This window comes from Segatella asaccharophila (genome assembly GCF_054687055.1).
In genome coordinates, this window is record NZ_BAACAN010000010.1 from 1 (window position 1) to 17,180 (window position 17,180).

Here is a 17,180-nt window from a genome sequence, read left to right on the forward strand (position 1 = left end):
TCCCGCTCATCAAGATATACATGCAGGATACCGGTGTACACATTCTTTTTAGAGATCTTCAACTTCTCTTCTTCTACCTTTACAAGGTCAAACCAGTCAAGTATACCTTCCGGAAGAAGGAAACTTGCAAAGAACTCATAGGATTTATTGTTATTGTTGTTCATGGATGCAAAGATACGCTCTTTCTTGCATTCTACAACTTATAACTTCAACCTTTATTTTCTTATAGTCAACACGGATTTATACATGTGCCCCTGTTTTTGTCCATGAAGGTCAGGCCGTCCAGGCCGGGCAAGTGCTCTTCACGATAGACAGTCAGACTTACCGTGCTGCTGTACTCCAGGCACGTGCGGCCGTAGGAACGGCCATTGCACAGAGGAATACGACCCGTCTGACCTACCAGAACAGCAGAAAACTTTTTGCAAAGAACATTATCGGCAAGTATGAGTTGCAGACAGCTTATGATTCTTATCGTTCTGCGGGAGCTCAGGTAGCCCAGGCACGTGCAGCAGTGATAGCAGCACAGCAGAATCTGTCTTATTGTACGGTGACAGCACCTGTCCCGGGAGTCATTGGCAGTTTGCCCTATAAGATCGGAACATTGGTAAGTCCATCCATGCAGACTCCATTTACTACGGTCAGTGATGTCCGTACGGTTGAGGTGTTCTTCTCTATTTCTGAAAGTGAGATCATGAGATTGAGCCAGTCTTCCGGCAGTTTGCAGTCTGCGCTGGCTTCTTTCCCCGCAGTAAAGTTGCTGCTGGCTGATGGCAGCACCTATAACCAGCCGGGAAGGGTGGTAAAGATGAGTGGTGTCATTGATCCGACGACCGGTGCAGTGTCGTTGATTGCACATTTCTCCAATCCTCAGGGATTATTGCGGAGTGGCGGATCCGGCCAGATCGTTATTCCTAGTGACGACAGTCGTGCCATCGTCATTCCTCAGGAGGCCTGCACGCAGGTACAGGACAAGATCTTTGTTTATGTCGTAGGTCAGGATAATAAGGTGAAGTATACGGAGATTATGGTAAATCCACAGAATGATGGTCTTCATTATATTGTCACGGGCGGGCTTCATGTGGGAGACCGTATCGTTACGAAGGGCATTTCCTCGTTGACCGATGGGATGAAAATAGTGCCGATCACTGAAGAACAATATCAGGAAAATCTTGATAAGGCGGCAAAACTGGGCTCTAAACAGAATTCTGCCAAAGGCTTTATCAATGCGATGAAAGGTAATTAATAGTTTTAAGTTTCGTATATGTCTTTTACCAACTTTATAAAACGCCCGGTTCTATCAACGGTAATTTCCATTACCTTGGTCTTGTTGGGCATCATCGGGCTCGTCAGTTTGCCCGTCGAACAGTATCCGGATATTGCTCCCCCTACCATTATTGTCTATACGACTTATCAGGGAGCCGATGCGGAGACGGTGATGAATTCAGTCGTAACCCCACTTGAGGAATCCATCAATGGTGTGGAGAACATGACTTATATGACCTCTACGGCCACTAACCAGGGCTCTGCCACCATAACCGTGTTATTCAAGCAGGGGACCAATCCTGATATGGCTGCCGTGAATGTGCAGAACCGTGTCCAGCAGGCACAGGCCTTACTCCCTGCTGAGGTTACCAAGGTGGGTGTTCAGGTCATCAAGCGCCAGACTTCTCAGGTCATCATGTACTCTTTGACGAGCAAGGGTGGAAAATATGATGACCAGTTCCTCACTAACTATAATGACATTAATGTTATTCCTGCCCTCAAACGTATTTCCGGAGTAGGAGATGTCCGGAGTCCGGGTACCAAGACTTATTCTATGAGAATCTGGCTGAAACCGGACAAGATGAAACAGTATGGCTTGATGCCTTCGGATATTACTGCTGCTCTGGCAGAGCAGAACATCGAGGCAGCTCCTGGATCATTCGGCGAAAACAGCAACATGGCCTACGAGTATACCATGCGCTATAAGGGTCGTTTGAAAACACCGGAGGAATATGGTAACATTATCATTTCGTCCAACACAAATGGGCAGACCTTGCATTTGAGGGATGTTGCCAGCATAGAACTCGGGAGTTTGATGTATTCCGTTTCCATGAAGAACAACGGGCAACCGTCTTCCATGGGTATGGTAGAGCAGATAGCCGGTTCCAATGCTACTCAGATTGCCAATAATGTGAAGGCAGAGTTGAAGAAACAGGCCAAATCGTTTCCTTCAGGCATGACCTACAAGATAGAATATGATGTGACGGAATACCTGAATGCCTCTGTTCATGAGGTCGTGAAGACACTTTTCATTACCTTGTTCCTGGTGTTCCTCGTGGTCTATGTCTTCCTGCAGGATTTCAGGTCGACCCTGATCCCGTTGATTGCCGTACCGGTGGCATTGGTGGGAACGTTCTTCTTCTTGCTCTTGTTTGGGTTCTCTCTCAATCTGCTGACCTTGTCAGCCTTGCTCCTTGCCATCGCCATCGTGGTGGATGATGCCATTGTGGTGGTGGAGGCAGTGCATGCCAAACTGGACCAGGGATATAAGAGTTCGTTAACGGCGGCTATTGATGCCATGAACGAGATCTCCGGTGCAATTATATCGATCACCCTGGTTATGGCAGCCGTATTTATCCCCGTTTCATTCGTGGGCGGAATTTCGGGAACCTTCTATAAGGAGTTCGGAATCACGATGGCCATCAGTATTGTCATCTCTGCACTGAATGCTTTGACCCTGTCACCTGCGCTGTGCGCCATTTTCCTGAAACCGAAGAAGGATCAGGAAGAAGAGAAGAAACTGTCATGGATAGACCGTTTTCATGCAGGTTTCAACCGGACATATAACAAGGTGCTGGTGAAGTATAAAAAGGGAGTTGAGCGGGTGATCAATCATCGTGTCGCTACGGGTATCGTGGTCGTCGCGGGGATTGCCGCACTGGTGATCCTGATGTCCGTGACCAAGACAGGCCTTGTGCCGGATGAGGATACGGGTACTCTGTTCATCACTGTTTCCTTGCCCCCTGGCACTTCCCAGGATCATACCCAGAAGGTGTCGGACCAGATTGATGATATGCTGGCGAACAATCCGGCTATAGAAACGCGTGAGAAGATTATAGGGTATAGTTTCATTGCCGGACAGGGCTCTAACCAGGCAACGTTTGTCGTCAAACTGAAACCGTACAAGGATCGTCCGAGTGGTTTCTTCTATGATCTCTCCGGACTTTGGCAGGGTGACGGCCTGATGCGCTTCTTCGTTAACCCGATGGCGAACACTTCAGTGCTGGGGATGATCTATAAGCAGACTGGAAACATTAAAGGTGCCCAGATACTGGCATTCGCTCCACCGATGGTTCCTGGTTTTAGTGCTACCAACGGCCTGACCTTCGTCGTACAGGACCGGACGGGCGGGAATTTGAACAAGTTCTTCAACATTACCCAGCAATATCTGGCTGCGTTGAACAAACGCCCGGAGATCAGCAAGGCGATGACCTCTTATAACCCTGACTATCCTCAGTACATGGTCAATGTAGATGTCGCCAAATGTAAGGAAGCTGGCACGTCACCGGCAGTTGTCTTGTCAACGCTGCAGGGCTATTATGGTGGCCTTTATGCGTCTAATTTCAACCTCTATGGCAAGTTGTACCGTGTGATGGTCCAGGGAGAGACGGCAAGCAGGATGCGTCCTGACGGCCTTTCCAAGATTTATGTCCGGACAACAGGGGGAATGGCTCCTATCAGTTCTTTTGTGACGTTAAAACGGGTTTACGGGCCTGCCAATATCGGCCGTTTCAATATGTTTACGAGTATTGATGTCAATGCAAGTCCTGCAAGTGGCTATTCTTCAGGACAGGCTCTGAAAGCTGTACAGGAGGTGGCCAAACAGACTTTACCGTCAGGATATACTATTGACTATTCTGGTCTGACCCGGTCTGAGGCTCAGTCTTCCAACACTACGGGGATTATTTTCCTGTTGTGTATCGTCTTCGTCTACCTGATTCTGAGCGCACAGTATGAGAGCTATATCCTGCCTTTGTCGGTGGTCCTCTCCGTGCCGTTCGGACTCGCCGGAGCATTCCTGTTTACCAATCTCTTCGGGCATTCCAATGACATCTATATGCAGATCTCGCTGATCATGCTGATTGGTTTGTTGTCCAAGAATGCGATCTTGATTGTTCAGTTTGCTCTTGAGAGGCGCCGGACCGGTATGGCAATCAAGTATAGTGCTATCCTGGGCGCGGGAGCCCGTCTACGCCCGATTCTGATGACTTCCCTGGCAATGATTATCGGTCTGTTGCCTTTGATGTTCGCCAGTGGAGTAGGTAAAAATGGTAATGAGACGCTGGGTGCTGCCGCCGTGGGAGGTATGCTGATAGGTACTTTCCTCCAGATCTTTATTGTGCCTGCATTGTTCGTTGTCTTCGAGTGGCTGCAGGAGAAGATCAAACCGCTGAAGTTTGATGATGAGAAACCTTCGGAGGAGTTGACTCAGGAATTGAAACAGTATGCGAATTTCCCGACGCAGGGTGAAGTTAAATAAGGAAAATACAGTTATGAAGAAATCAAATATGATCGTTATAGGTCTTGCAGTCCTGGCTCTTGCCGGCTGCAAGAGCCTTTACGGAACTTACACGCGTCCGGATGTGAATGCCAGGGGGATTTTCCGTGATGGCGTTTCCCGCGGGGACACGCTGACGGCAAAGGATACGGCCAGTTTTGGCAACATGCCTTGGCGTTCTGTCTTCACGGATCCGTTGCTCCAGAACCTGATTGAGAGGGCTTTGCATAATAATCCGGATCTGCTGAACGCTGCTGTCAACGTACAGATCGCAGAGACACAACTCAAGGCTGCAAAGTTGGCTTTCCTGCCTGGGTTTACGCTTACTCCTAAGGGTACGATCTCTTCATGGGACGGGAATAAGGCCAGCAAGATCTATTCCTTACCCGTAAATGCAAGTTGGGATGCTGATATTTTCGGCACACTTACTGCCTCAAAGCGTAGTACCCAGATGGCTCTTCTGGAAAGGAAGGACTATCAGGTGGGAGTGCAGACTCAGTTGATTGAAAATATCGCCAATTTGTATTATACGTTGGAGATGCTGGACAAGCAAGTGAAGATGGTCGATGATATGGCAGGGCTGACGAAGAGTACCTGGGACATCATGAAGGCTGAAAAGGAGTTGGGACGTGTCCGCTCTACCGGTGTGGAAAGTGCGGAAGCCAACTATTATTCCGTGCTCGCGCAGAAGACTGATCTGCTGCGCCAGATCCGGGAGACGGAAAATTCTCTTTCCATCCTGCTCGGTGAGCCGGCTCATTCTATTCTGCGGGGACAACTGGACCATGAGAGCCTGCCATCGGAGTTTTCTACGGGCATAGGTATCCAGTTGCTGCGTAATCGTGCTGACGTGCATGCAGAGGAGATGGCCCTTGCCGGATGTTTCTATAATGTAGAGGAGGCTCGCAGCCGGTTTTATCCGGTGCTGAATATTTCGGCCAGTGGAGCTTTTACCAATAGCAGTGGTCTGGGGATTGTCAATCCGGGGAAATGGCTCCTCTCGGCTGTCGGATCCCTGACGCAGCCGATCTTCATGAAAGGCCAACTGGTCGCCGGACTGAAGGTGGCGAAGGACCAGTATCAGATCGCCTTCAACAACTGGCAGAATGCAATTCTGAAAGCAGGCAGTGAGGTCAGCAATGCCCTCGTCCTGTACAATTCTTCGGCAGAGAAGGGCGCTATTGAAGCCAAGCAGATCGAAGTGCTGAAGAAAAATGTTGAGGATACGAGAGCCTTGATGGGACAGTCCAATACGACCTATCTCGAAGTGATCCAGGCTCAGTCCAGCCTTCTCAATGTGGAACTCTCTAAGGTGGCTGATGACTTCTATAAGATGCAGGCTGTCGTCGACCTCTACTCTGCGTTAGGAGGGGGATCCGGTGAACTCTATATGGCTAATGAGCAGGCTGAGGTTCAGGCTGCTGATTCTGCCCGCGTTTCGAAAATAAAACATTAAGATTTCGTTCAATATGGCAAATAAAATAAGTGATCGTGCGGTTATCGGGCCTGAGGTGAAAATGGGTGATGATGTGACCATCGGCCCCTTTGTCTTCATTGCAGGAAATGTCGTCATCGGTGATCATGTGACGATCTACTCGAATGTGAGTATGTCGGGCAAGATTATCATCGGTGACCATTGTACGCTCTTTCCGAACGTGAGTGTGATGAGTGGTACCCAACTGGGGAGTGATAATATCATTTGCCAGAATACGGTGCTTGGCGCACTCCCACAGGATTTCAGTTTCAAAGGTGAGGAAACGGAGTTGATCATCGGCAATCATAATATTTTCCGGGAAAACATCGTCATTAACCGTGCTTCCCATACCGGCGGCCAGACGGTCATCGGCAATCATAATTTTCTGATGGAAGGTACTCATATCTCCCATGATACCAAGATAGGGGATAAATGTGTGTTCGGGTATGGTACTAAGATCGCCGGAGACTGTCAGATTGCTGACCGGGTGATCTTCTCGTCCAGTGTTATTGAAAACGGGGGCACCCGCGTGGGAGAAGGGTCGATGATCCAGGCCGGGTCAACATTCTCGAAGGATATTCCACCTTATGTAATCGCTGGTGGTAATCCGGCACGGTATAATGGGATCAACTCGGTGATGATGACTTCCTACGGAGTGGAGCAGAAAGTTCAGAATCATATAGCAAATGCTTATCGCCTCGTGTTTCATGGCCAGAACAGTATCCTGGATGCTGTTCTGCAAATCAAGAACCAGGTGCCGGATGGACCTCAGATCCGTAATATCGTTGATTTTATCAATGCGTCCCAACTGGGAATTATCGGGAAGACCTGGTGATGAGCTGTGCCGGGAGAGCCGGGGATATCAGTATGAGGCTGTACACATTAATCCCTCAAGCTTGACCCGGTCCCGGATAGCATTCAACTCTTCCGGGGTGGCTTTCCTGAGATCCTGGTCGGGAGTCTCCCGTGCGATGGTATAGATCATGACTTCCTTGGGGGAGATGTCTACAAGGGCCTTGATCCATGGCTTGACATATTCGTCGCCCGTGTTGTCCACGTTTTTCCCATCGATGGTACCTTTCATGAACATCGTCTGGATGATGAGGCGGCCGTGGAAACTCTCCAGGCCTTCGATGATTCTCCGGACATGGTAATTGGGGTTCGTCGGACGGTTTACTAACTGGATGTATTTCGGGTTGACAGTGTCCAGTTTAAGGATGTTATTGTCTACTTTCATCAGTGCCCCGTGCACATCCCCCCGGAAGATCTGGGTGGAATTGCTCAATACGGAGATTTTAGCCTGAGGGCAGAACCGGTCGCGCAATTCTATGGTATCATTGATGATTCCGGCAAAGTCGGGATGACCGGTAGGCTCCCCATTCCCTGCAAACGTAAGCACGTCCGGATGCTCGTTCCGCTCGTGCATTTCCTTTAGCTTTGCTTCCAGGGCGGCAGAGATTTCTTTCCGCGTAGGCCGCCGGGTGACCGTCTTCCGGTCTTTGTTGAATCCACACTCACAGTAGATGCAGTCGAAATTGCAGATCTTTCCATCTGCAGGCATCAGGTTGATGCCCAGGGAAAGTCCTAATCTCCGACTGTGTACCGGACCATATATAGGGGATGAATAGATAACTGTGCTCATTGTTGTCCAAGAATTAGATATTGTTAGATATAATCTTTGCGATCATACTACAAAGGTATGAAATTAATTTGAATCAGACTTTCCAATCTGTATTTTCCGTGTTAATACTCGTTAAACGGTCGTGTTTTAAAAGCTTTTATCGTATATTTGCAACCTAAATAGGTGAATGTTGCTCTTTTCTTGAAGCTTCTTTCAGAGAGGAAGATCATGAGCGGCATGAAGCAGATATTTTTAAAATAGCCCTTGATTAAGGATGGGAAAGAATCGTCAGAGAACCCGCAATCATCATGGATTACAGGTTGTTACTTTATGTATAAGTACTGCCATGGTGCTCGTCTTGTTAGGATTGGTCGTATGCTCTACGCTTCTGGCGCGGAACCTGTCGACCTATGTGAAGGAGAATTTCGTGGTCCAGATTATGCTGGATCAGGATATGACCTCTCCCGAAGCTCAGCAGATCTGTAATAAGTTGAAAGTCCGTCCTTATGTGAATAGTCTCCATTATGTCAGCAAGGAAGAAGCCTTGAGGGAAGGGACGAAGGAGCTGGGGACGAATCCGAGTGAGTTTGCCGGCGTGAACCCTTTCCTTTCTTCCATTGAGATTACGGTGAAAGGTAATTATGCGAATGATGATTCCCTCAGATGGATCTCCAGGGAACTGAAGACTTATCCGAAAGTCAGCGAGATTGATTATCAGAAGGACTTGATCAATGAGGTCAATCAGAACATTGCGAAAATCAGCGTCATCTTGCTCGTTATTGCTGTGCTGCTCACTTTCGTGTCCTTCTCCTTGATCAGCAATACCGTTCGTCTGGGCATCTACTCGCGCAGATTTTCCATCCATACCATGAAGCTCGTAGGAGCTTCGTGGGGATTTATCCGAAGGCCTTTCATCACGGATGCCATCCTTATCGGACTGGTCGCTGCGGTGTTGTCCTGTGCAGTCCTGGGCTGTGGCGTCTATGCGCTCTATCGTTATGAACCGGGAATCCTTACGATCATGACCTGGCGGGAGATGGCTATTACGGGGGCTGCGGTATTCCTGTTCGGAATCATTATAACGGCTATTTGTGCAAGCATTTCAGTGAATAAGTTCTTGAAAATGAAGGCTGGAGAGTTGTATAAAATTTGAGGGAGTGTGCTTCTCTTGAGTAAAATAAAAGAAATCATTAAAATTATGGATAAAAGAAATTATGCATTCGATAAAGTCAACTTCATTTTGCTGGCTGTCGGTATGTTGATTGTCGTCATCGGTTTTGTGCTGATGGCCGGACCGGGTTCTAATGAAACTCATTTTGAGCCGTCAATATTCAGCGTTAGGAGGATCAAGGTCGCTCCTGTAGTGTGTCTGATCGGCTTTTTGTCTATGATTTATGCTGTCGCCAGAAGACCAAAAGATCCTCAGAAAGCTGACAAAATGCCTGAAATCAAAGATGTTCAGGGGGAGAAAGATTCTTCTATTGATAAACATTAATTGATCATCGGTATTTTCTTATGACTTTATTTCAGACTATTATCATCTCTATTGTCGAGGGATTGACGGAATTCCTTCCTGTTTCTTCTACCGGTCACATGATTATTGCACAGAATCTCCTGGGTGTACGCCAGGGGGATCCATTCGTGCATGCCTTTACCTTTATCATACAGTTTGGCGCTATCCTTTCTGTGGTCTGCTTGTATTGGAAGCATTTCTTCCAGATGCGCAACAGGAAGGAGTTCCTGCAAAAGATGAAGTTCTATGGGTTGTTGATCATAGGGGTTATCCCGGCCGTTTTTATCGGACTGTTCGCTAAGGAGAGCGGACTGCTGGACTTTCTGCTTGACAGCGTGAATGTCGTGGCGGTCATGCTGGTCATCGGAGGTATCTTCATGCTGTTTGTTGACCGGATCTTTAATAAGGGGACAGATCAGAATAAGGTGACTACCAAACGCGCGTTTATGATCGGACTGTTCCAGTGCATCTCCGTGATTCCGGGCGTCAGCCGCAGTATGGCAACGATAGTAGGGGGCATGGCCCAGAAACTGACGCGGAAGCGCGCAGCGGAGTTTTCCTTCTTCCTCGCAGTGCCTACCATGGCCGGAGCAACCCTCCTGGATCTTCTTGACATGCTGAAGGCGGGGACCACGTGGGCCACCTCTCATAATATTTTTTTATTGGTCTTAGGGTGTGCCATCGCTTTTGTGGTAGCTATGCTGGCCATGAAATGGTTTGTCGGTTTTCTCATGAAGCATGGGTTCAGGCCTTTCGGATGGTATCGTATTATCATCGGTGCAATCATCCTGATCCTTCTGGCTACAGGTCATTCTCTTGTCATTGCGGGCTGAATGGCCTTTGAGCGGGATGGAGAAGGTGGAAGAGAACGGGAAAATAGATTTCTTGAAAGGAGCGATCTTTGCAATAGATAAACCTTATAGAATATCCAGTTTCGGTGCTTTGGCCCATGTCCGGTACTTGCTGAAAAAGCGCTTGCACCATCGCGTGAAAATCGGTCATGCAGGCACGCTGGACCCTTTGGCGACAGGAGTGCTGGTCCTTTGTACGGGAAAGATGACCAAACAGATCGAGCGTCTGCAGCAGGGATCTAAGGAATATGTTGCCACGCTTCAACTGGGGGCCACTACTCCGAGTTATGACCGGGAACAAACGGTAGATCATACGTTTCCAACACTACAGATCACAAGAGACAGAATCCTTACGGTCCTGGAATCTTTTACGGGGGACATCCTTCAGACTCCTCCTTCTTACAGTGCAGTCAAGATTAAAGGTGACCGGGCGTATGAGTTGCGAAGGGCTGGCAAGGAGGTCGTACTGCAGCCCAAACCCGTCCATATAGACCGGATCGAACTGATGGATTTTTATCCTGAAACCATGCAGATGACCATCCGGGTGGTGTGCGGAAAAGGAACTTATATCCGGGCTCTGGCCCGTGATGTAGGGAGGAAACTTGACAGTGGGGCTTTTCTGACTTCACTCCGGCGGACGAGATCAAGTGGATTCTCCGTGGCTGATTGTGTAGACTTTGATCATATTGACAGGTGGCTGGAGGAGGTGACAGAACCTAAGGATAACGAATTGGAAAACCTTTTACATGAAAAGAAAGGAGAACAGGAAGTGATATGAAACTATCTCAGTTTAAATTTAAATTACCGGATGAACTGGTTGCACTTTATCCGCATCAGTCTAAACATTCGATTACCAAAACGGATGGTACGAAAGAGACTTTTACGGTGCTGCGTTCGGATGAATGCCGGTTAATGGTGGCGCATAAGAAATCGGGCAAGATAGAGATGTTCAAGAAAGGGGCAAAAGGCAAACCCGTCAAGGGTGATTTCCTTACCTTCTGGGATATGCTTGATTATTTCGGCGAAGGAGATACCTTTGTCTTCAATGATACGAAAGTGTTCCCGGCCCGCCTGTATGGCACCAAGGAGAAAACGGATGCGAAAATAGAGGTCTTTCTCCTTCGGGAACTCAATGAGGAGATGCGTTTATGGGATGTCCTCGTGGAACCTGCACGCAAGATCCGTATCGGCAACAAACTCTTTTTCGACGATACGGGTACGATGGTTGCTGAGGTCATCGACAACACAACCAGCCGTGGCCGCACACTTCGCTTCCTCTATGACAGTCCTCACGAGGAATTCAAGCGGAACCTGTTCGCCCTGGGAGAGGCTCCCTTGCCTAAATATATCATTGACAGACGTGAGAATCATCATGCAACGGCTGATGACCTGGTTAATTTCCAATGTGTGTTCGCTAAGAATGAAGGGGCAGTGACAGCTCCTGCTACAGGCCTTCACTTCAGCCGCGAACTGATGAAGATGATGGAGATCAAGGGCATCCATTCTGCTTTCATCACCCTGCACTGCGGACTGGGTAACTTCCACGAGATAGAGGTGGAGGATCTGACCAAACATAAGATGGATTCGGAAGAAATGGTGATCGGAAAAGAGGCTTGTGACACGGTCAACCAGGCTAAGAAAATGGGCCATCATGTCTGCATCGTAGGAGCAAGCGTGGCCAAGGCTACCGAAACGGCTGTGGGCACGGACGGACTCCTGAAGGAATACAAGGGCTGGACAAATAAGTTTATCTTCCCGCCTTATGATTTCGGACTGGCTGACAGTATGGTCGTCAATTTCTATCATCCGGAATCACCTTTATTGATGAGCACAGCAGCCTTCGGGGGCTATGATCTTGTCATGGAAGCTTATAATATGGCGGTCAAGAACGGCTATCAATTCGGCTGTTTCGGGGATGCCCTTCTGATCGTCAACGATTAGAGGACTGTCCTCAGGATGAGACGGTTACGGAAGAGCCTTTGGCTTGATACCATTCCTTCCCGTCCGCTTTAAAGTTTTTGAAATGCATCAGATCTATTTAGGACTGGGCTCCAATATGGGTAATCGCAGGCAGAATATCGATGAAGCGATCTTGCGTATCTGTAAGCAGGTGGGCAGGGTCGACGGCCGGTCTTCCCTCATTGAGACAAAACCGTGGGGCTTTGAGTCGGTTCATGATTTCATGAATTGTTGCATTGGGGTGCGGACATCCCTTTCCCCCAGGGGGGTACTGAGAACTACCCAGCATATAGAAAGGGAATTGGGAAGGCGCGAGAAGAGTCAGGACGGGGTCTATCATGACCGCGTCATCGATATAGATATATTGCTTTATGATCATTTGAGGGTGGACGAACCTGACTTGAAAATCCCTCATCCTCTCATGTTTCAACGTGATTTTGTGATGAGACCGTTAATGGAAATACTGGCGGAGGAGGAAAATAAAAGGAGCGCATTTTCAATGCAACCGTGAATGCTCCTTGCTCTTGCGGAAGGAAACTGGTTTCATCAAAAAGGCCCGGCACATTCAGTGCCGGGCCTTTTTGGCTTTCTCTAAGATAAGTTATTTGCGGAGACCTAATGACTTGATGATCGCACGATAACGATTGATGTCGCGCTTATACAAGTAGTCCAGTAAGGCACGGCGCTTGCCTACCAACTGGGTCAGTGAACGGGTCGTGACATGATCCTTGTGATGGTTCTTGACATGCTCTGTCAAGTGGTTGATACGATAGGTGAACAGGGCGATCTGAGCTTCTGAAGAACCTGTGTCCCGCTCATCTTTGCCGTACTTCTTGAAGATCTCTAACTTTTTTTCTTTCTGTAAATACATGACTTATTGGATTAATGATAATTACTATGACATCCTTCGGGCGATCCCTGCCTTAATCCCAACAGGACGCCGTCGAATGCATCGGAAACTCCGAAACGGTGGCAAAGTTACGAATTATATTTGACAATGGGGTGTCGTATGCAGATGAATTTTAGCAAAAACCATATTTTTAACACTCTGTTTCACGAGATTCTTATCCACTAATAGATTGATTGTCAAACTTTTTTTGTAATTTTGCATTCGAAATTTTAAGGTAAAGTAAGAAATGCAAGACATTAGAAATGTTGCTGTTATTGCACACGTTGACCACGGAAAAACTACTTTGGTTGACAAGATGTTGCTCGCTGGAAAACTGTTCCGTGACGGCCAGGATGAAAGCGGTGAAGTATTGGACTCCAATGATCTGGAGCGGGAACGAGGAATCACGATTCTCTCGAAGAACGTCTCGATGAAATGGAAAGGTGTCAAAATCAATATATTGGATACTCCAGGCCACTCTGACTTTGGAGGTGAGGTAGAACGGGTGCTCAATATGGCTGATGGCTGTCTGCTCCTGGTAGACGCCTTCGAAGGCCCGATGCCGCAGACTCGTTTTGTGCTCCAGAAGGCCCTTAAGCTCGGCCTGAAGCCGATCGTCGTAGTGAATAAGGTCGATAAACCGAACTGCCGTCCTGAAAAGGTCGCTGAGATGGTCTTTGACCTGATGTGTGATCTGAATGCTACTGAGGACCAACTGGAATTCCCGGTGGTTTACGGCTCGGCAAAGCAGGGATGGATGGGACCAGACTGGAAGAAGCCTACGGGGAACATTGACTATCTGTTGGATAAAATCCTGGAAGTTATCCCTGCCCCGAAACGTCTTGAGGGAACTCCGCAGTTGCTGATCACCTCCCTTGATTATAGTACTTATACCGGCCGTATCGCAGTGGGCCGCGTACGTCGCGGAACCCTGAAAGACGGCATGAACGTGACGGTCTGTCACCGTGACGGCTCGCAGGAGAAGTGCAAGATAGGTGAGCTTCATACCTTTGAAGGTATCACGCATAAGAGAACGGATGAGGTGAGCAGTGGCGACATCTGCGCAGTCATCGGCATCCCTAACTTTGAGATCGGGGACACCATCGCCGACTATGATAATCCGGAAGCGCTGCCTCCTATCGCCGTCGATGAGCCTACCATGAGTATGCTCTTTACGATCAATGATTCTCCCTTCTTTGGCAGAGAGGGTAAATTTTGTACTTCCCGGCAGATTGGGGATCGTTTGCACCATGAACTGGAAAGGAACCTGGCTCTCCGCGTCCACGATGTAGAGGGATCAAGAGATAAATGGGTTGTCAGCGGACGTGGTGTGCTACACCTCTCTGTGCTGATCGAGACCATGCGCCGTGAGGGGTATGAGCTCCAGGTAGGACAGCCTCAGGTGATCTATAAGACCATTGACGGAAAGAAGTGTGAACCGGTCGAGGAACTGACGATTAATGTCCCTCAGGACTATTCTTCCAAGATGGTAGATATGGTGACTCGTCGTAAAGGTGAGTTGACGGGCATGGATACGGAAGGCAGCCGGGTAAATATCACTTTTGATATTCCTGCACGCGGGATCATCGGACTTCGTACGAATGTGCTGACAGCCTCTCAGGGAGAAGCTATCATGGCGCACCGCTATAAGGAGTACCAGCCGTACAAGGGCGAGATCGTGCGTCGTACCAATGGCTCCATGATCGCTATGGAGACCGGCACGGCTTATGCGTATGCACTCGACAAACTCCGGGATCGTGGAAAGTTCTTCATTGATCCGGGTGAGGATGTTTATGCGGGCGAAGTTGTGGGTGAGCATGTCCATGAGAAAGACCTGGTGGTAAACGTGACCAAGGCTAAACAGTTGACGAATGTACGTGCGAGCGGCTCTGATGAGAAAGCTCGGGTGATCCCCAAGACGGTGATGAGCCTGGAGGAGTGCCTTGAATACATCAAGCAGGATGAATATGTAGAAGTCACTCCCAAGAGTATGCGTATGCGCAAGATCCTTCTGGATCATCTGGAGCGTAAGCGTGCGAATAAGAATTCTGAAGAATAAGAAGCAACTCTAGGGCCGCTTCCGATAGGGTAAGGTGAATAACAATTATAGCTTATGAAACGTCTTTTATTCATGTTGACAATCCTCGTTTCGGTTCTGTCGATGAAAGCCCAACCGGAAGCGGGGACCTTTTCCATTATTCCCCGGGTAGGGGTGAGTATCACTAATTTAAGCAGTGAGACCTTAAAACTTCCCTTCTCGGGAGATATTCGGGATCCTCAGTTTAAACCTGCCTATATGGCTGGCCTGGATTTCCAGTATCAGGTGGCAGGGAGCCTGGCCGTCTCTGCGGGGGCACAATATGCTCTTCAGGGGTGCAAGTATAAGGATATTGAAAGTATCACAGACAATCAGGGGAGCACTCATTTTAGTGGGGCTTCCGACTGTCATGTCAACGTGGGATATGTGAATGTCCCGGTGATGGTGCACTGGTATCTCTCCCAGGGTCTGGCCCTTCAGGGTGGTCTGCAGATGGGCTTCCGGGTGAATGCCAAATCTTATTATACCTATACGGAATATACGGAGACAAAGGATGAGTCTGGGATACAACGTACGTACGCCAAGGATACGGACGGTAATCTGCTGAAGGACCATGAGTATAAGACTGATGTGAAGGATCAGTTGAAGGCTACCGATTTCTCCATTCCCGTAGGTCTGTCTTACGAATATATGAATGTTGTGCTTGACGCCAGATATAATATCGGATTGAGGAATGTCTATAAGTCCGGTGGCCATCATCGCAATGAAGTCTTCCTCTTCTCCGCAGGTTATAAATTTAACTTGTAGGAGCTGGCAGGGCGCCCGTAGGGGGAGCCGTCCATCCGGATCATTCCGGATAGATGAGGTTCTCCGGGCGGATGTCTCTGAGAATTTCCGTCAGGAATTTCCGTGACTCCCATTTGGCCATCGGCAGGTCATGAAGGAGGTAGTTGCCACAGTCTTTTGGCCTGGCACCGGGAATTTCACCTTCGAAATCAGCGATAAACTGGAAAGTTCGCTGCATCAGGCTGATGATGTCCTTGCTTTCCAGGTCTCCTTTCAGTATGCAGTAAAAACCGGTCAGGCAACCCATCGGCCCCCAATAGAGGACCCTGTCTTTCCATTCCGGGTCATTGCGCAGGAAGGTCGCGCCGAGATGCTCGATGGTATGACTGGCGCCGGCATGAAGGACAGGTTCCCGATTGGGCTCTTTCATGCGGATGTCAAAGGTCGTTACGATAGCTGCCCCGACGCTATCCTTACGACTGACGTAGATACCGCGGAGAAGTTGATTGTGATTAATGGTAAAACTGGTTATCTTTTTCATATTTGTTTTTTTTGTTTGGGGAACACTTGCTCTTTTACCGTGTTCCATTTGATCAGAAGAAAATGCTTATAATCTTTCCAGGAAACTTTTAGTTGCCTGGAAGCTGCCGTTTGCCAGACGGTTCCAGAAGTCAAAATACTGGGTCGCCTTCTCATCCTTCAACGGGATGTCACTGATAATACGGAAGGAGAGAAAGGGAGTCTGGTAGATATGACAGGTCTGTGCGATGCTGCAGCTCTCCATGTCTACGGCCAGGGCCTCGGGGAATTTCCTCAAGATCGACTGCATCTTCTCCTTTGTATCTACAAACCATTCTCCACTGACGGTCAGTCCGGCTTTAACATGAATTCTGGTGCCGTGATCATCCACGTCATTCAGGGCCAGGGCCTTTTCGATGAGACGGGCAGGGGCCCTATATCTGGCAGGCATTCCCATGATCTGCCCGTATTCTACCTCATTCCCGCAATAGGCATCATGATAGGCGCATTCGGTGGCGGCGACAATATCCAGAGGCGCGAGACGGATGTCCGCCCCTCCAGCACATCCCGTAGAAAGGATCAGGTCCGGGTGATAATGATGGATCATCTCCACGGTGCCGATCGCAGAGTTAACCTTGCCGATGCCACATTGCTGGAGAATGACCTCCTTGTCACCGATGGTCCCGGTAATAAAATCCTGATGGTCAAACTCCTCCGTGGTCTTGTCCTCCAGGAGTGTTTCAAGTTGGGTGAACTCCTTGTCCATCGCTACAATAATACCTGTTCTCATCACCTGTTTCCTTTAAAAGCAGATCGTTGCCTCCCGCTGGAGGGAAGAGGAAGCCCCCTCTCTCCGGCTCCGCTGCTGTTTTTATGCAATTTTGAAGCAAAGTTACTAAAAAATCACTAATCTCTAAACATTAAACGACAAACTTTTATTAACTTTGCACATTGGAATTGGTGTCTTGAAGAGGCCTGTTCCCCTGAAAA

The 17,180-nt window shown here is 48.5% G+C and carries 15 protein-coding genes and 1 pseudogene; 12 read left to right on the forward strand and 4 right to left on the reverse strand.

Translation table 11 applies throughout. From position 1 onward, the window contains the following. Positions 1 to 256: 256 nt before the first annotated feature. The 4 genes and pseudogenes from ACYRYG_RS07605 to ACYRYG_RS07620 form a co-directional block, all read left to right on the forward strand. A pseudogene (locus ACYRYG_RS07605) lies at positions 257 to 1,243 on the forward strand (efflux RND transporter periplasmic adaptor subunit); the annotation flags it as partial. An 18-nt stretch (positions 1,244 to 1,261) separates the two neighbouring features. Continuing rightward, positions 1,262 to 4,522 carry an efflux RND transporter permease subunit gene (locus tag ACYRYG_RS07610; RefSeq protein ID WP_293425470.1) on the forward strand — a complete coding sequence of 1,087 codons (3,261 nt, stop codon included), beginning with the start codon at positions 1,262 to 1,264 and terminating at the stop codon, positions 4,520 to 4,522. 13 nt (positions 4,523 to 4,535) lie between these two features. Further along, on the forward strand, positions 4,536 to 5,996 hold the full coding sequence (locus ACYRYG_RS07615; protein ID WP_293428041.1) for a TolC family protein: 1,461 nt from the start codon (positions 4,536 to 4,538) through the stop codon (positions 5,994 to 5,996). 13 nt (positions 5,997 to 6,009) lie between these two features. Continuing rightward, positions 6,010 to 6,849 (forward strand): acyl-ACP--UDP-N-acetylglucosamine O-acyltransferase, encoded by an 840-nt coding sequence (locus ACYRYG_RS07620; RefSeq protein WP_293418278.1) that lies wholly within the window; start codon positions 6,010 to 6,012, stop codon positions 6,847 to 6,849. 27 nt (positions 6,850 to 6,876) lie between these two features. Here ACYRYG_RS07620 and ACYRYG_RS07625 read toward each other — a convergent pair whose 3' ends face one another. Beyond that, positions 6,877 to 7,656 (reverse strand): radical SAM protein, encoded by a 780-nt coding sequence (locus ACYRYG_RS07625; protein ID WP_460197933.1) that lies wholly within the window; start codon positions 7,654 to 7,656, stop codon positions 6,877 to 6,879. 253 nt (positions 7,657 to 7,909) lie between these two features. Between ACYRYG_RS07625 and ACYRYG_RS07630 the strand changes: the two genes are divergently transcribed. From ACYRYG_RS07630 to folK, 6 genes are all read left to right on the forward strand, one after another. Continuing rightward, complete coding sequence (locus ACYRYG_RS07630; protein WP_293418274.1) at positions 7,910 to 8,788, forward strand: cell division protein FtsX; 879 nt, start codon at positions 7,910 to 7,912, stop codon at positions 8,786 to 8,788. A 45-nt stretch (positions 8,789 to 8,833) separates the two neighbouring features. Then, entirely contained in the window at positions 8,834 to 9,130 is a 297-nt protein-coding gene (locus tag ACYRYG_RS07635) for a DUF3098 domain-containing protein (RefSeq protein WP_460197934.1), read from the forward strand. A 20-nt stretch (positions 9,131 to 9,150) separates the two neighbouring features. Next, a complete protein-coding gene (locus ACYRYG_RS07640) occupies positions 9,151 to 9,981 on the forward strand; it encodes an undecaprenyl-diphosphate phosphatase (RefSeq protein ID WP_293418272.1) in 831 nt (276 codons plus the stop codon). A gap of 43 nt (positions 9,982 to 10,024) precedes the next feature. Continuing rightward, positions 10,025 to 10,777, forward strand: coding sequence for a tRNA pseudouridine(55) synthase TruB (truB, locus tag ACYRYG_RS07645; RefSeq protein ID WP_293418286.1), 753 nt, complete (start codon positions 10,025 to 10,027; stop codon positions 10,775 to 10,777). Next, positions 10,774 to 11,940, forward strand: a complete 1,167-nt coding sequence (queA, locus tag ACYRYG_RS07650; protein WP_293418270.1) for a tRNA preQ1(34) S-adenosylmethionine ribosyltransferase-isomerase QueA — start codon at positions 10,774 to 10,776, stop codon at positions 11,938 to 11,940. The genes truB and queA overlap by 4 nt, the downstream gene beginning before the upstream one ends. 82 nt (positions 11,941 to 12,022) lie before the next feature. Further along, positions 12,023 to 12,469 (forward strand): 2-amino-4-hydroxy-6-hydroxymethyldihydropteridine diphosphokinase, encoded by a 447-nt coding sequence (folK, locus tag ACYRYG_RS07655; RefSeq protein WP_293418268.1) that lies wholly within the window; start codon positions 12,023 to 12,025, stop codon positions 12,467 to 12,469. Between the two features lie 90 nt (positions 12,470 to 12,559). Here the strand turns inward: folK and rpsO are convergent, their stop codons facing one another. Then, on the reverse strand, positions 12,560 to 12,829 hold the full coding sequence (gene rpsO, locus ACYRYG_RS07660) for a 30S ribosomal protein S15 (protein WP_293418266.1): 270 nt from the start codon (positions 12,827 to 12,829) through the stop codon (positions 12,560 to 12,562). Positions 12,830 to 13,094: 265 nt separating this feature from the next. On the opposite strand from rpsO, the gene typA reads away from it, so the two are divergent. Further along, a complete protein-coding gene (typA, locus tag ACYRYG_RS07665; RefSeq protein ID WP_293418264.1) occupies positions 13,095 to 14,906 on the forward strand; it encodes a translational GTPase TypA in 1,812 nt (603 codons plus the stop codon). A 54-nt stretch (positions 14,907 to 14,960) separates the two neighbouring features. Beyond that, on the forward strand, positions 14,961 to 15,692 hold the full coding sequence (locus tag ACYRYG_RS07670; RefSeq protein WP_293418262.1) for a porin family protein: 732 nt from the start codon (positions 14,961 to 14,963) through the stop codon (positions 15,690 to 15,692). Positions 15,693 to 15,732: 40 nt separating this feature from the next. Here the strand turns inward: ACYRYG_RS07670 and ACYRYG_RS07675 are convergent, their stop codons facing one another. Both ACYRYG_RS07675 and ACYRYG_RS07680 read right to left on the reverse strand, forming a co-directional pair. Beyond that, positions 15,733 to 16,212 carry an S-ribosylhomocysteine lyase gene (locus ACYRYG_RS07675; RefSeq protein WP_293418260.1) on the reverse strand — a complete coding sequence of 160 codons (480 nt, stop codon included), beginning with the start codon at positions 16,210 to 16,212 and terminating at the stop codon, positions 15,733 to 15,735. 66 nt (positions 16,213 to 16,278) lie between these two features. Continuing rightward, the gene (locus ACYRYG_RS07680; RefSeq protein WP_293424102.1) at positions 16,279 to 16,980 is read right to left on the reverse strand and encodes a 5'-methylthioadenosine/adenosylhomocysteine nucleosidase; all 702 of its coding nucleotides are present in this window, start codon (positions 16,978 to 16,980) and stop codon (positions 16,279 to 16,281) included. Positions 16,981 to 17,180 lie beyond the last annotated feature (200 nt).